Annotated in this window: 13 protein-coding genes and 1 tRNA gene; 9 read left to right on the forward strand and 5 right to left on the reverse strand. The window is 57.5% G+C overall.

Annotation, left to right across the window (positions count from 1 at the left end):
- Positions 1–6: 6 nt before the first annotated feature.
- Positions 7–1,398, reverse strand: a complete 1,392-nt coding sequence (gene gabP / locus AC4ANE_RS26320; RefSeq protein WP_005730201.1) for a GABA permease — start codon at positions 1,396–1,398, stop codon at positions 7–9.
- A 525-nt stretch (positions 1,399–1,923) separates the two neighbouring features.
- Here gabP and AC4ANE_RS26325 point away from each other — a divergent pair.
- The 5 genes from AC4ANE_RS26325 to AC4ANE_RS26345 all read left to right on the forward strand — a co-directional run bounded on the left by AC4ANE_RS26325 (position 1,924) and on the right by AC4ANE_RS26345 (position 6,187).
- Positions 1,924–2,697, forward strand: a complete 774-nt coding sequence (locus AC4ANE_RS26325; protein ID WP_002555782.1) for an ABC transporter ATP-binding protein — start codon at positions 1,924–1,926, stop codon at positions 2,695–2,697.
- Positions 2,698–2,710: 13 nt separating this feature from the next.
- The gene (locus AC4ANE_RS26330; RefSeq protein WP_002555783.1) at positions 2,711–3,475 is read left to right on the forward strand and encodes an ABC transporter substrate-binding protein; all 765 of its coding nucleotides are present in this window, start codon (positions 2,711–2,713) and stop codon (positions 3,473–3,475) included.
- 66 nt (positions 3,476–3,541) lie between these two features.
- Entirely contained in the window at positions 3,542–4,237 is a 696-nt protein-coding gene (locus tag AC4ANE_RS26335; RefSeq protein WP_005730198.1) for an ABC transporter permease, read from the forward strand.
- Positions 4,234–4,914, forward strand: a complete 681-nt coding sequence (locus AC4ANE_RS26340; protein ID WP_460408611.1) for an ABC transporter permease — start codon at positions 4,234–4,236, stop codon at positions 4,912–4,914. The genes AC4ANE_RS26335 and AC4ANE_RS26340 overlap by 4 nt, the downstream gene beginning before the upstream one ends.
- A gap of 1 nt (position 4,915) precedes the next feature.
- Positions 4,916–6,187, forward strand: a complete 1,272-nt coding sequence (locus tag AC4ANE_RS26345; RefSeq protein WP_002555786.1) for a methyltransferase — start codon at positions 4,916–4,918, stop codon at positions 6,185–6,187.
- Between the two features lie 295 nt (positions 6,188–6,482).
- Here AC4ANE_RS26345 and AC4ANE_RS26350 read toward each other — a convergent pair whose 3' ends face one another.
- The 3 genes from AC4ANE_RS26350 to AC4ANE_RS26360 form a co-directional block, all read right to left on the reverse strand.
- Positions 6,483–6,806, reverse strand: a complete 324-nt coding sequence (locus AC4ANE_RS26350) for a DUF6124 family protein (RefSeq protein ID WP_002555787.1) — start codon at positions 6,804–6,806, stop codon at positions 6,483–6,485.
- Between the two features lie 432 nt (positions 6,807–7,238).
- Positions 7,239–8,252 carry a J domain-containing protein gene (locus AC4ANE_RS26355; RefSeq protein WP_002555788.1) on the reverse strand — a complete coding sequence of 338 codons (1,014 nt, stop codon included), beginning with the start codon at positions 8,250–8,252 and terminating at the stop codon, positions 7,239–7,241.
- 410 nt (positions 8,253–8,662) lie between these two features.
- Positions 8,663–8,902: a hypothetical protein gene (locus AC4ANE_RS26360; RefSeq protein ID WP_080718878.1), complete on the reverse strand. Its 240-nt coding sequence runs from the start codon at positions 8,900–8,902 to the stop codon at positions 8,663–8,665.
- Positions 8,903–9,009: 107 nt separating this feature from the next.
- Here AC4ANE_RS26360 and AC4ANE_RS26365 point away from each other — a divergent pair.
- From AC4ANE_RS26365 to AC4ANE_RS26380, 4 genes are all read left to right on the forward strand, one after another.
- Positions 9,010–9,085: transfer RNA gene (locus tag AC4ANE_RS26365), tRNA-Thr, on the forward strand.
- Positions 9,086–9,928: 843 nt separating this feature from the next.
- Positions 9,929–11,443 (forward strand): IS21 family transposase, encoded by a 1,515-nt coding sequence (gene istA / locus AC4ANE_RS26370; protein ID WP_460408612.1) that lies wholly within the window; start codon positions 9,929–9,931, stop codon positions 11,441–11,443.
- 20 nt (positions 11,444–11,463) lie between these two features.
- Positions 11,464–12,216, forward strand: coding sequence for an IS21-like element ISPsy14 family helper ATPase IstB (gene istB / locus AC4ANE_RS26375; RefSeq protein WP_057446131.1), 753 nt, complete (start codon positions 11,464–11,466; stop codon positions 12,214–12,216).
- A gap of 87 nt (positions 12,217–12,303) precedes the next feature.
- On the forward strand, positions 12,304–12,684 hold the full coding sequence (locus AC4ANE_RS26380; RefSeq protein ID WP_460408613.1) for a hypothetical protein: 381 nt from the start codon (positions 12,304–12,306) through the stop codon (positions 12,682–12,684).
- A gap of 1,198 nt (positions 12,685–13,882) precedes the next feature.
- Here the strand turns inward: AC4ANE_RS26380 and AC4ANE_RS26385 are convergent.
- Positions 13,883–14,371: a type III effector gene (locus AC4ANE_RS26385; protein ID WP_460408615.1), complete on the reverse strand. Its 489-nt coding sequence runs from the start codon at positions 14,369–14,371 to the stop codon at positions 13,883–13,885.
- Positions 14,372–14,839 lie beyond the last annotated feature (468 nt).

The following is a 14,839-nucleotide window of genomic DNA, read 5'->3' on the forward strand; positions in this document are numbered from 1 at the left end:
GGCCAATCAACCCAGCGCAGCAGCGCCCACGCGGCCGGCCTTGCGGCGACGCGATACGATCAGGCCAGCGCCGATCACCAACAGGCTGAGTACGCCGGTGGCGATGATTTCGAGGCGATGCTCTTCCTGCAGCAGCATGATGGTCAGCACCGCGACGATGAACGCGATCACAGCCCAGGTCAGCCATGGGAACAGCCACATCTTGAAGTCGATGGCCTCGCCCGCAGCGATGCGCTTCTGGCGCATACGCAACTGCGACACCGCGATCACCAGGTACACCAGCAGTGCGATGGCACCGGAGCTGGCGAGCAGGAAATCGAATACGGCCGCAGGCGCGATGTAGTTGGCGAACACGGTCAGGAAAGCTGCCGCGGTCGACATGATCACTGCCCAGTGAGGCGTACCGCCCTTGCTGGTGCGCTTCGACACGGCAGGTGCATCGCCGCGCTTGCCCAGCGAGAACAGCATGCGCGAAGCGGTATACAGGGCCGAGTTCAGGCAGCTGGTCACAGCAACCAATACCACCAGATCGACAATCAGCTTGGCGTTCGGAATACCCATCGCATCGAGCACGGTCTGATACGAACCTACCTCGGCCAGGCGCGGATCGTTCCACGGCACCAGCGACACAACGATGAAGATCGAAACCAGATAGAACAGGAAGATCCGCCAGATCACCGAGTTGGTGGCCTTGGTGATCTGCTTGCCAGGGTTCTTGGACTCCGCCGCAGCGATGGTCACAATTTCGGTGCCCATAAACGAGAACATGGTGGTCAACATCGCCGCCAGCACCGCGCCCATGCCGTTTGGCAGGAAGCCACCGGTATCAAACAGATGGCTCACGCCACTGACGTTACTGGTGGGCAGCAGGCCAAAAATTGCTGCAACACCCAGCACCACGAACGCGATGATCGCCACAACCTTGATCAGCGCAAACCAGAACTCGAATTCGCCGTAATTCTTCACACTGAACAGGTTGGTCGCGGTCAGCAGCAATGTGATGACCAGCGTGAACATCCAGATCGCGATGTTCGGGAACCAGGCATGCAAAATGGTCGCGGCGGCATTGGCCTCCAGCGGGATCACCAGCACCCAGAACCACCAGTACAACCAGCCGATGGTAAAGCCGGCCCAGTGCCCGATAGCGCGGTCGGCATAGGTTGAGAACGAACCGGTGTCTGGCGAGGCAACGGCCATTTCGGCCAGCATGCGCATCACCAGCACCACCAGCGTACCCGCAGCGGCGTAGGCCAGCAGCACGGCAGGGCCTGCCTCGGCAATCGCATGGCCGGAGCCGACGAACAGACCGGCACCAATAACGCCGGCAATCGACAGCATCGTAATGTGTCGCGGTTTCAGCCCTTGTTCGAGCTCGGAAGAGTTAGCGGTACTGCTCATAAAACCACCTGTGCAAGACGAGCGAGGCACACCGAAGCGTTACGTAAAAAGAAAGCTACGGTGCCGTTCTTTATTATTGACGCAAGAATTGCGCCAAAATATTTCGAAAACGACGTCGCTTAGAGAATACGAGGCCTGTGGCTTAGCCCGTGAGGCATGCAAGACGATGGCTTTTATACGCAGTCTGTAGGATTTGTTACCAAACGCCTCAGATTCATCTACATGCACGCACCAAAAATGCCCCAAACCTTCCTCAAAGCGCAAACATGGTGCAGAAATCAGACCACCACTCAGCAAATGCTACTTCCAACACCAGGCCAAAGCTGGCAACATCGCGCCTTTTTCGCGCACGCCCCTGTTTTGCAGGGCATGGTACTTGCCTTCATGCGACCGTCCGCTGCCCGGATGAGACAACCCGTCGAGCGCCTCCACGCTCGACACAATACGTCGATGGTTGTCCTTTAAACGCTGTGCTAGCTTGGCGTTCGCTGGCAGCCAGCGCGCACACTTCAATGAGGACCCCACATGGCCGAGGCCACGCCCGCCCTGGAAATCCGCAACCTGCACAAGCGCTACGATCAGCTTGAGGTGCTCAAAGGCATCTCGCTGACCGCTCGCGACGGCGACGTCATATCGATCCTCGGCTCCTCCGGTTCCGGCAAGTCCACGTTGCTGCGCTGCATCAACCTGCTGGAAAACCCGCATCAGGGCCAGATTCTGGTGGCCGGCGAAGAATTGAAGCTCAAGGCAGCGCGCAACGGCGACCTGATTGCCACCGATAACCGGCAGATCAACCGCTTGCGCAGCCAGATCGGTTTCGTATTTCAGAACTTCAACCTGTGGCCGCACATGAGCGTGCTCGATAACATCATCGAGGCCCCGCGTCGCGTTCTGGGCCAGAGCAAGGCCGAAGCCATCGAGGTGGCTGAAGAGCTGCTGGCCAAGGTGGGTATCGCCGACAAACGCCATGCCTACCCTGCGCAGCTCTCCGGCGGGCAACAGCAGCGCGCCGCCATCGCGCGTACGCTGGCCATGCAGCCGAAGGTCATTCTGTTCGACGAGCCGACATCGGCCCTCGACCCGGAGATGGTTCAGGAAGTACTCGGCGTCATCCGCGCACTGGCTGAAGAAGGCCGGACCATGCTGCTGGTGACCCACGAAATGAATTTTGCACGTCAGGTATCAACTGAAGTGGTGTTTTTGCATCAGGGAATGGTCGAAGAACAGGGCACACCGCAGCAAGTATTCGAAAACCCGCTGTCGGCAAGGTGCAAACAATTCATGTCGAGTCACCGCTAACGGAGCAACACCCATGCAGTCGTACAAAAAGATCTTGCTGATCGCAGCGGCCACCCTTGCCTTCAGCGGCAGTGCCTTTGCTGAAACAATGAAAATGGGCATCGAAGGTGCCTACCCGCCGTTCAACAACAAGGACGCGAGTGGCCAGGTGGTGGGCTTTGACTATGAAATCGGCCAGGCCCTGTGCGCCAGGATGAAGGTCGAATGCGAAGCGGTGACGTCAGACTGGGACGGCATCATCCCGGCGTTAATGGCCAACAAGTTCGACTTCCTGATCTCGTCGCTGTCGATCACCGAAGAGCGCAAGCAGGTGGTCGATTTCACCAACCCGTATTACTCGAACAAGCTGCAATTCATCGCGCCGAAAACTTCCTCGATCGACGTATCGAGCACTGAAAAAGCCAAAGAAAGCCTTGCCGGCAAGTCAGTGGGTGCACAGCGATCGACACTGGCCGCCACCTGGCTGGAAGACAAGCTCGGGATCATGGACGCCAAGCTCTATGACACTCAGGAAAACGCCTTCCTCGACCTGTCCTCCGGTCGCGTCGACGCCATGCTGGCCGACAAATACGTCAGCTTCGAGTGGCTGAAAAGCGAAGCGGGTCAGAACTTCGAGTTCAAGGGCGAGCCTGTCGTTGAAGACGACAAGATCGGCATCGCCGTGCGCAAGGGTGATGATGCCCTGCGCGAGCGCTTGAACGCGGCCCTGAAAGAAATCATCGCTGATGGCACCTACAAGAAGATCAACGACAAGTATTTCCCTTTCAGCATCCTCTGATTCACCTGACCGCGTCGCCGCCGCTTCCTGTCGAAGCGCGGCGACCGGCCCTGACAAAGCCTGCCCATGAACATTGATCTCCACGGATTCGGCCCGGCCCTTGCGGCTGGCGCGCTGATGACGGTCCAGCTTGCACTCTCGGCCCTGTGCCTGGGGCTGATACTCGGACTGCTCGGCGCCTTGGCCAAGACCTCGCCCTACAAGCCTCTGCAATGGCTGGGCAGTACCTACTCGACCCTGGTACGCGGCATTCCCGAACTGCTTTGGGTGTTGCTGATTTACTTCGGCACCGTCAACGGCATGCGCGCTCTGGGCAAACTGTTCGACATTCCTGACCTGGCCCTGAGCGCTTTCTCTGCCGGGGTCATCGCCCTGGGCATTTGCTTTGGTGCCTACGCGACCGAAGTGTTTCGCGGCGCGATTCTGGCCATCCCCAAAGGTCATCGTGAAGCCGGGCTGGCGCTGGGGATGTCACGCTCGCGCATCCTCTTCAAACTGGTCCTGCCGCAGATGTGGCGCATCGCCCTGCCCGGCCTGGGCAATCTGTTCATGATTCTGATGAAAGACACCGCGCTGGTCTCGGTGATAGGCCTGGAAGAAATCATGCGCCACGCGCAGATCGCCGTGGGCTTCACCAAGCAAGCGTTCACCTTCTACATGGTCGCGGCCTTCATGTACCTGGGCCTGACCGTGCTGGCCATGGCCGGCATGTACTTCCTTGAGAAGCGTGCCAGTCGCGGCTTTCTGAGGAGCGCGTCATGATCATCATCAAGTGGCTGCCACGCCTGGCACAGGGCGCGACCCTGACCCTTGAGCTGGTGGCGATTGCCGTCATCGCCGGGCTGATCCTCGCCATCCCGATGGGCATCGCCCGTGCATCGCGTCACTGGCCGGTGCGCGCCCTGCCCTACGCCTACATCTTTTTCTTCCGCGGCACACCGCTGCTGGTGCAACTGTTTCTGGTCTATTACGGCCTGGCACAGTTCGACGTGGTGCGTCAGGGGCCGCTGTGGCCATACCTGCGTGACCCTTTCTGGTGTGCGGTTGTCACCATGACCCTGCACACCGCCGCCTACATCGCAGAAATCCTGCGTGGCGCCATTCAGGCCGTGCCGGTCGGTGAAGTCGAGGCTGCGCGGGCGCTGGGCATGTCGAAATGGAAAGCATTGTTCTACATCGTCCTGCCCCGCGCGGCACGTATCGGCCTGCCTGCCTACAGCAACGAAGTCATCCTGATGCTCAAGGCCAGCGCACTGGCAAGCACCGTAACCCTGCTGGAGTTGACCGGCATGGCCCGCACGATCATCGCCCGCACTTACTTGCCGGTAGAAATTTTCTTCGCCGCCGGTATGTTCTACCTCGTGATGACGTTCGTGCTGGTACAAGGCTTCCGCCTGCTGGAAAAGCTATTGCGTGTAGACGCCAGTCAGGGGCGCTGATATGAAGGGTGCTGGCGTCGACCCAGTCAGCACCTTGCCCCGCGAGGCCGCCACTATGCCCACTGAACCTTGCTTGCAGGATGAACACCTCGGCAGCCACTTTCGTGCGCTGGACAGCTTTCTGTTCGCGCATCAGGCCTTGTGGCGGCCCAAGCCGTTCACGCACCTGCGTCTGCCGTGGGAAGACAAATACCCGGACCTCGCAAACTGGCTGCGGCAACGCACGCTGGAACAGGCCGAGGCCGCGCATAACCACCCGGAACAACTCGACGCGCCGTTTCCGTTCCCGCAACTGGCCGCCGAAGCCGTCGCCCTGAGCCACGTCGCTGAACTGCCTTCACATCCTCTGGAGCCAGTCGATGCGCGCATGAGTGTCGACGTGCCGGGGCGCAAATGGCAACAGATCGAAGCCTTCGCCAGCCATCTGGACATGCGTGATACCACCACTCACTGGCTGGACTGGTGCGCAGGCAAAGGCCACCTGGGGCGGCGCCTGACCGGGCGCGGTCAGCGTCTGACCTGCCTGGAGCACGACCCGGCGCTGATCGAAGCAGGCCTGGCACTGAGTACGCGGCAAGGCATCGACGCCAGGCATGTGCAGCAGGATGTAATGGCCGACGACGCCTGGCGCTGCCTGCAACCCGAGCACACGCCTGTGGCGCTGCATGCCTGCGGCGACCTGCACATTCAGCTGATGGAGCTGGCAAGCCAGACCGGCTGTCGGCACATGGCAATCGCGCCATGCTGCTACAACCGCACCCGGCACGACCTGTATCGACCGCTGTCCAGCGACGGCAAGGCATCGGGTTTAAAGCTGTCGCGAGACGAACTCGGCCTGCCACTCAGCGAAACCGTGACGGCTGGCGCTCGCGTGCGTCGTCAACGCGACACCTCGATGGCCCGCCGTCTGGGCTTCGACCTGCTGCAGCGCAGCTTGTGCGGCATTGACGATTACTTGCCCACGCCTTCGCTGCCGACATCCTGGCTGGATGCGTCCTACGCGGACTACTGCAATCATCTGGCGCGACTGAAGAATCTGCCAGCACCGGGCCAGCAGGACTGGGCTTCTCTGGAAGCCGCTGGCTGGAAGAGACTGGCCGAAGTGCGCAACCTGGAACTGGTCCGCGACCTGTTTCGGCGTCCGCTGGAGATGTGGCTGGTGCTCGACAGGGCAATGTATGTCCACGAGCAGGGCTACAGCGTCAGCGTTGGCACTTTCTGTGACAGCCGGATTACACCACGCAACCTGCTGATTCTGGCCCGAAAATCGTGACCTAAATCGATTGAGCAACCTGTGGATAAGTCTGTTGATGAAAATGTGGATGAGTGCGTTAAAGCTTGGCGCGCCAGTTACTAAAGCCCCTTATTTTTTCCCGCAATCCTTTCCGTACCCCGCAAAAACAATGCCTTGCGGCGCATCAGGCCAATGTGCGCACATCTGGTAACGCGCGTATTTTTTTATCAAGCAATTGTGCATAAAGATTTGGTAAAGGCTCTGGAACAAGCCTTTTATCTGGCTCAATCGTGCACACGCAAGTGCCTGTGCACGACTTGTTTAGTGCGAGGTTTCAGACCTCTTCGACACACTCCAGCGAGCGCTCGACCATGACTTTGGCCATTTCCAGCATGTGCATGGAGGCAAACGCCAGGTCGCGTTGCGCACCGGACAATTCATCGCCCAGTTCGTGGGCAGTGGCCGATGCACAGCGCAGGAAATCCAGCGCATGCACCAAGGTTGCTTCCAGGCTGATGAAGTCGAACTTGCTGTCGTGGGGTTCTTTGTCAGTGCGGGGGATTGGCAGGTAACACGCCATGGCGCGCTTGACGACCGCCTTGTCGAAGATTGGCGCGGTGCTGGACTGTTTGGGTGGGTCGGGGGTTATTTTGACCATGCTTAGCTCTCTCCTCAATGGAACTGCCACTGGGGTCGCGACTAAACGAGTGAGGTGGCAGCTGTGCGAAGGTTAGTCGACCGGGAGCTAAGACCGGCGCACCCGAAGGTGCCCTCGCGCACAGCCGCCATAAAGTGCAGGAAGAAGACCTGACCAAAACAGCGACGCGATACGCCTTAACTCAAATCCGGGCGACTAAACCCGATCGCTGATATGCAGCGACGGGCGGAGATTAGAAGCACACATCGAGAGGCGCAAGCGGTCGGGGATTCTCTCGGAAATGTCCTTCAAAAGAAAGAGACCAAGCCTGCAAAAACCGGCCTGAAAGCGTTGCAAAAGATGATCTCTGCACACAATTGCCGAAGCCCGTAGGAGCGGACTTGTCCGCGAAGACTTAACAGACGACGCGGTACTCACGTCACAGCCCAACCGCTAAAACTGATCATCCTTCAACCGCGCAAACGGCACGCTACGGTTCTGCAACTTGCGCAACGTCAGCTTGTACGCACTGGACTTGATCTGACTGCCCATCGGCGTCTCTTCCAGCAAGATCCGACCCGACGCAAAGGCACAGCCCGTGCTCATCATCTTGTACTTGAGCAGATACAGCCCCGGGTCCATCTTGGCGAACGTAAACACCGCACCGGCCGGCACAAACGCATGCCGAAACGCCCTGCGCCCCACCGCATCCGTGACCTTGGCATACACCGCCGACTCGCCCGCCGAGTTATCCACCGTGATCTGCGACCAGCCGTTGTCCTTGAGCAACGGCATATCTTTCACGTAACCCGCCTTTTCCGGCCAAGGCGCGCCCATCGGATCCAGCGCCGGCACCTCACACTCCGACGTCACCGCATCAACCGGCTTGGCCGGGCTGGCCACAGGCTCTTCAACCGGCGCGGCGGGCGCTGGCTTGACCCACGTCTGCGCCACCGGCACCGGCTCGGCTGGCACAAACGCCTTGCCAGCACCCGGGTCATAACCCATCCACGCCCCGGCTGCGCAAAACACCACAAACACCAGCGCCCAACGCCACGCACTGCGGCGCCGCTTGTCACTGGAAGGCGATGAAGAGGAAGGAGAAGCCTTGGGCGCCGGGCCCGTCCGAGCGGCCCGAGAGGGCGTTGCAGTGGCAGTCGCAGAGTTTGCGGCGTATACATGCACCGCCTGCCCACCCGCCGCACGCGCCTGCTTGCGCCGCAACGCGTCCATACGAGCCTTGTGCTCATCTGCAGCAAGCTGCGCATCATAAGCCGCACGCCGCGAAGGGTCCGCCAGCACATCATGAGACGCGTTGACCACGCCCATCATGTCCGAGGCATAAGGGTCGGAATTCCTGTCCGGGTGCAGCTTCTGCGCCAGCTTGCGATAAGCCTTCTTGATCTGCTCAGGAGAGGCATCGCGAGCAACACTCAGCAGCTCGTAATGCGTGGGCGTTCTCTGCATTGCACTTGCTGTCCATGGCTAACTGCCATTTTTGATACAGATGTATCGGCCAAAAAGCCCATATCTCCAGTGCAAATGCAACGCAACAAGAACCAGCCCACAAGAAAATGCCCGAATCCAGAGGATCCGGGCATTTCTTGAAACATCAATGAAGCCTTCGTGAGCGTCCAGACGCACATTCATGCGATTCAGACAGCAATCCTCAGCCCCACCTTGCGCAAGACCCGACAGGCCAGACGCAACTACAAATATCCTTCAACAACTCCTCAGCGAATGACCAGCCTGCGGCAAAAAAACCCCAAACCCGGTTACGATCCATCGCATTACTCATCAGATAGTCCTTTATCTGCTGGCTGAAAAGCTAACGTCCCATGCTGCTGACTCAGTAGCCCGGGCCGTTGAGAACAAGCCTATGCAAAGCCCTCCCGCCCTGCAACAGCCCCAAAATGGTGGGGTCGGATGGGTGCCTGTTCATACGCCAAATCGCCATCAACGCTGGGCGCATTGGTTTGCGCGACCAGGTTAAAAATCCATTGCTTTGTCAGGCACAAGCTATATGCGTCAAAGGCGAAATCAGCGTTCAAAATCGCATTGCTCACACACATCAAACAGACCAATCCATCAAAACCAACGGAAACGTCCTGCACCATCACCCGTCCGCATCCCACCCAAAGCGCCAATGGTCGATTTTTTTCAACTGAATCAGACAGCTAGGCTTTACAAGCGCATCAGAAGCTATATACTCGCAGCCCATTACGCCGGTATAGCTCAGTTGGTAGAGCAACTGACTTGTAATCAGTAGGTCCCGGGTTCGACTCCTGGTGCCGGCACCATATAAATCAAGGGCTTGCAGCGATGCAGGCCCTTGTTTTTTGTCCCGCACGTAACAACGCACGTAATAAGCCGTCCAGAACGGTACGCACCAGGGCCAGCGGGCATCCTGAACTCGATCGGTTACGGGGAGTGATAGCCTCATAAATTGAGCCTCACGAGGATGTGTGCACACATGTCTGCCACACACCCTACACACGGGAAAAAATTTTCCGGTGCATACCTAAAAAGTGCGTCAGAAGTGTAAGTGAGATTTTTAATCTCTCTAAAATCCTTATATATCAATGCCTTAGCATGAAAATCTAACCGTAAGCGGACTGTCAGAAAGGCGTAAGCGCAGGACAGTTTGTGAGTGTAAGTGAGCATGACTGTAAGCCACTGATTTTAAAGGACATTTTTCAACGCCTTCTCTCACTTACACTTTTTGACGACTCGACTGTAAGTGAGGATCCCCAATGAATACGGGGGTTTCAGGGCTTTTTCTCGCTCACTTACGCCACTTACGCGTCAGGAGGGGGTATACCTGAAAAAGGTTTTCAGTAGCCCATCCGAAAACACCCTCTAAACTCCCCTCGCCTCATATCGCTGACCGGAGAACACCGTGCCGAAGCCCAGTACCCGTGCCCCTATTCCACAGATTGAGTGCGGATTCCACGACTATCCGGACACCCATTCCACCAACATCCGGACACTGATTCCATGCTGATCCGGACACTCATTCCACAAGCATCTGGACACCGATTCCACGGCCATCCGGACACTTTCAGGCAGGCAGCAACGCAGGACTATTCACTACTATCGACCTCTTTTTTCGAAGCGAAGAGGTCGTCGTGGAGCGTTTATCCATGCATAAAATCCGAGAGGTACTACGCCTAAAGTTCGACGCTGGCCTGTCCGTGCGCAAGATCGCCGCCAGCTTATCCATCGGCCATTCGAGTGCAGGGGATTACCTTTGCCGGTTCGCCGCCAGTGGGCTTCAGTGGCCCATCGATATTTCTGACGCGGAGTTGAATCGACGGCTGTTTCCACCGGCAGTGCCAGTGCCGACCGACCAGCGCCCAATGCCTGACTGGGCATGGGTACACGCGGAGTTGCGCCGCCCCGGCGTCACTTTGGCCTTGCTCTGGCAGGAATATCGACTCGCTCACCCGCAAGGCTTCCAATACAGCTGGTTCTGCGAGCACTACCGCCTTTGGACCGCCAAGGTCGACGTGGTCATGCGCCAGGAGCATCGTGCTGGCGAAAAGCTGTTCGTCGATTACGCCGGGCAAACAGCGCCGGTCATCGACCGACAAACCGGCGAGATCCGTCAGGCTCAGATCTTCGTCGCCGTTCTCGGCGCGTCCAGCTACACCTTTGCCGAGGCCACCTGGTCGCAGAAACTGCCCGACTGGCTGGGCTCGCACGTCCGATGCTTTGCTTTTTTCGGCGGCACAACGCAGATCCTGGTGCCCGATAATCTGCGCAGTGGCGTGACTAAAGCGCACCGTTACGAGCCGGATATCAACCCCAGCTACCGCGATCTGGCCGAGCATTACGGCGTCGCCGTCTTGCCTGCTCGCTCGCGCAAGCCCAAGGACAAAGCCAAGGTCGAAGTCGGCGTGCAAGTGGTCGAACGCTGGATCCTGGCGGTGCTGCGCAACCGCCAGTTCTTCTCGCTTGGCGAACTCAACACAGCCATCGCGCTACTGCTGGATCGCCTCAACCACAAGCCCTTCAAAAAGCTGCCCGGCTCACGCCGGTCAGCCTTCGAGGCCATCGACCAACCGGCCCTGCAAGGGCTGCCGGAACACCCGTACGTCTATGCCGAATGGAAAAAGGTACGCGTCCATATCGACTATCACGTTGAGGTCGATGGCCACTTTTACTCGGTGCCGTACCAGCTGGTGAAGCACCAAGTCGAAGTGCGGCTCACGGCCCAGACCGTCGAGTGCTTCCACGCCAACCAGCGCGTGGCCAGCCACCTTCGCTCGCAGCACAAAGGCCGCCACACCACCCAAACCGAGCACATGCCCAAGAGCCACCGCGAGCACGCCGAATGGACACCGCAACGGCTGATCCGCTGGGCAGAGCAGACCGGGCCTAACACCGCCGGCGTCATCACCTACATCCTCGAACGCCGAATCCATCCGCAACACGGCTTCCGCGCCTGCCTGGGCATCCTGCGCCTGAGCAAACAGCACGGCGAAGCGCGGCTGGAAGCCGCGTGCCAGCGTGCGCTGGCACTGGGCGCATGCAGCTACAAAAGCCTCGAGTCGATCCTGCGCCAAGGGCTGGAGCGCCTGCCGCTGGCCCAGCAAAACCTGCCGCTGCTGCCTGACGAGCACATCAACCTGCGTGGCCCGGGCTACTACCACTGACCTGAGAAAGGAGCTTCGAAATGCTACCGAATCCAACGCTCGACAAGCTACAAACCTTGCGCCTGCACGGCATGATCAAGTCGCTGGGCGAACAACACGCAACGCCTGATATCAATGATCTGAGCTTCGACGAACGCTTCGGTCTGATGGTCGATCGCGAGCTGACCGAGCGCGAAGACGCCCGCCTGACCACCCGCCTCAAAGCCGCGCGGTTGCGCCACAACGCCTGCCTGGAAGACATCGACTACCGCAGCCCGCGTGGCCTGGATAAGGCCTTGATCCTGCAACTGGGCAGCGGCCAATGGCTGCGCGATGGCCTGAACCTGATCATCGGCGGGCCGACGGGCGTAGGTAAAACCTGGCTTGCCTGCGCGCTGGCTCACAAAGCCTGCCGCGACGGTTACAGCGTGCGCTATCTGCGTCTGCCGCGCTTGATGGAAGAACTAGGCCTGGCCCACGGCGATGGCCGCTTCGCCAAATTGATGGCCGGCTACGCCAAGACTGACCTGCTGATCCTGGACGACTGGGGCCTGGCACCGTTTACCGCCGCGCAACGGCGCGACATGCTTGAGCTGCTGGACGACCGCTACGGCAACCGCTCGACGCTGGTGACCAGCCAAATGCCAGTGGACAAATGGCATGCGTTGATCGGCGATCCGACCTTGGGCGATGCGATCCTCGACCGGCTGGTGCATAACGCTTATCGAATTGAACTGAAGGGTGAATCGATGCGCAGGCGCGCAACGAAATTGACGGCAGGGGCTTCAGACTAACAATGCAAACCTGCGTCGCTGCGCTCCGACTGCCTGTCCGGATAAGCGTGGAACGAGTGTCCGGATGTTGGTGGGCTGAGTGTCCGGATGACGTGGAATTCGCAGATTGAGATGATCAAGTGGGAGGTCCATTGGGATTACCAGGAGGGACCCGCGAGCTTGGTTCTGTTCAACCGTGCCGAATATCTGCGCGGTTACATAGATGGTGTATTGGACATGCTCCGCATCGCTCCAGAGAGGGTTTGCTGTGCGAGCGGTGTGACTGGCACCGTTAAACGACTCGATCAGAAGCAAGCCGAGGCGCTGCACAGTGCCTTAAGTCAGTTGCTGATACCGATGGTAGAAGCTGAGTTCGCCCGAATAGCTCGCAACGCAGATCAGCCACACCTTCGCAGCACATATGCAATCGAATGCAACGTGGGAAACGTTGTTGATACGGCTACAGCCGCTGGCCCGCTTGCCCTGTAGAGGTCGGATCTAATCCAGCCACCGTGGCCCTGATGCACAGTTTTGGGACTAGTGTCGATTTAGAAAACTGCCCCTTTCCCCGGTTTTCCAATTTTTGGCCCAGGCTGGCCGGGCCTTCAAGGATTTGCCCCTCCGGGGCAGTCCTGTAGCTCGTTGTGCCAAGCAATGACATTTTTCTGCATAACATTGCACGTTGTGCAATTGCCGCTCCGCTGCGCGACCCCACAGCCGGCCTGGGCTGGAGTGCTGCTTTCATCGCATCCGGGTTTGCACAAAAAACGGACGTAAAGCCCGTCGGCGGGAGGGGGATAAGTGCTTTTTCGGTCAGATTTTTGTTGCGACGGATTTTTTCTGATCGGCGCTGATGTGGCCGGAAACCGGCCTACCTGACCAGTCCATGACTTTCTGGGGGGCAAAAAAAAACCGCCTTAGTAGGACGGTTTTTTCCGCAAGCTCAGTTAGTAGCTGGCTTGCTGTCCTCACAGGAAGCTTTCAACATGCTCGGAGTTTACTTTCGACAACGGACTGACGTAAACCACAGCGGTCGGACGTGGCGGGTGAGCGATCGGTCCATTGCACGCCTCTAAGATAGTGAGATAGGAGGAATACTGTTGCATGCTAGAACTAGCGGACGGCGTACTTACGTATCCGATCGAAGCACAATTAGACTTGCCTAAATAGAGCAACGTGTCCTAATGCAGATCGTGGTCATTCCAATGAAACGCAAAAAAGTAGCATTGGAGCGAATAGAGCGGGATGAGAACGAAGCTATACAGGGAAATGTGGTAGTACAGCATACTCATTCAGAGCATTTAGACAGCCCCTAAATTGTCTGCGTGAATCAGACTGCGTATGCCAAAGAAAAAGAAGTGACTCCCGGACTTGCTGGACGTCACACTGAAAACTATGGCCCACAATTTTTTACTGCATGGGGTTTATTACATCAACAACTGTGCTTACGGCCAGCACAGAGGTTGCAAGTATCCATAAGAAATTGCAGAAGCATACCAGCACAGTTAGCGTTGCCTGTCCACTTACAAACAGGCGACCAAACGTACAGAGCTTAAGGCACGCAAAATCTTGCAGCAAAGCAAACAAAACACTATTAACAAATATGATGTATTTTCAGCTTAAAATTGCTTAGCTATCACACAGGCCGTACGCAAACTAGAATGAAGTCACGCACGGCCTGACGCTGTTACCAGTTCCTGTAAGGGCTCAGGGTCGACATTCGCATAGATCCGCTTGGGTTCATAGTTGCGGCATAACGGTCTGGAGACTCAGGCATGTCAGCGTGAATCTCCATTGCATGCTGAATTGCTTCGCGCATATCATTCCAATCACTTATAGCACTACGCATTTCACTAACATTTTGATGCGGCCGCATTCCCGGGTTTACTCCTGACTCTCCTGTCATATATCTATGCTGCATATCCGCCATATGAAACGTATGCTGCGTTTGACTATAAAGAGCGTTGTGTCGACTCCTAAGGCTTGCAGGTGAATCGTTACTGATAAAGGCATGCTGCTCTCTAGTTAACCCGGCAGCATCTGCCAAAGCGTGCCTGACGTTGAGCAGCTGACCTGATGACACATCATTATTATCGTCGTTCGAGTTGTTACTGGCCCGATCTGGGGAGTTTACCTGATGGGCCATGCTGGATCCGCCGACACATATATTTCCCATTTGTACATACCCTCTTCAATTCAGTAGTTATAGCGACCGCTGAGTGGTCATCGGGGGCAGGTCGGTTCCACACCGATGGTAGATAAATGTGAAGCCCCTAAAAAATATTGCGAGCACCCCGGGAGACTGTCAGAAATTTTGTGTTCGGGCATAACATGTAGCTAGAGGTGCATGTATGCCGACCAAAAAGAAGTCCGCCAATGCAACAGCGAGAGAGTTGCCCTCGATTCCCCAAGAGCTGATCGAGCAGTGTGTTTGGCCATGGTTTCATTGGTCAACTGCATGGGTATCCCTCGTCGATGTACAGTGGGCGCTCAGTGAGTCCAATTGAGGTGACAATCTGAGATGCATTACAAGATTATTGCCCACTCTGCGGGCTGGGCGTATACGGCGGCGGAGCCAGGGCTGATAGCCTACAAGACAGTGGTCACTTATAACTCCGTTGTGAGCAGCGAAGATCAGGTTTTT

Source organism: Pseudomonas sp. Pme6b (assembly GCF_058129925.1).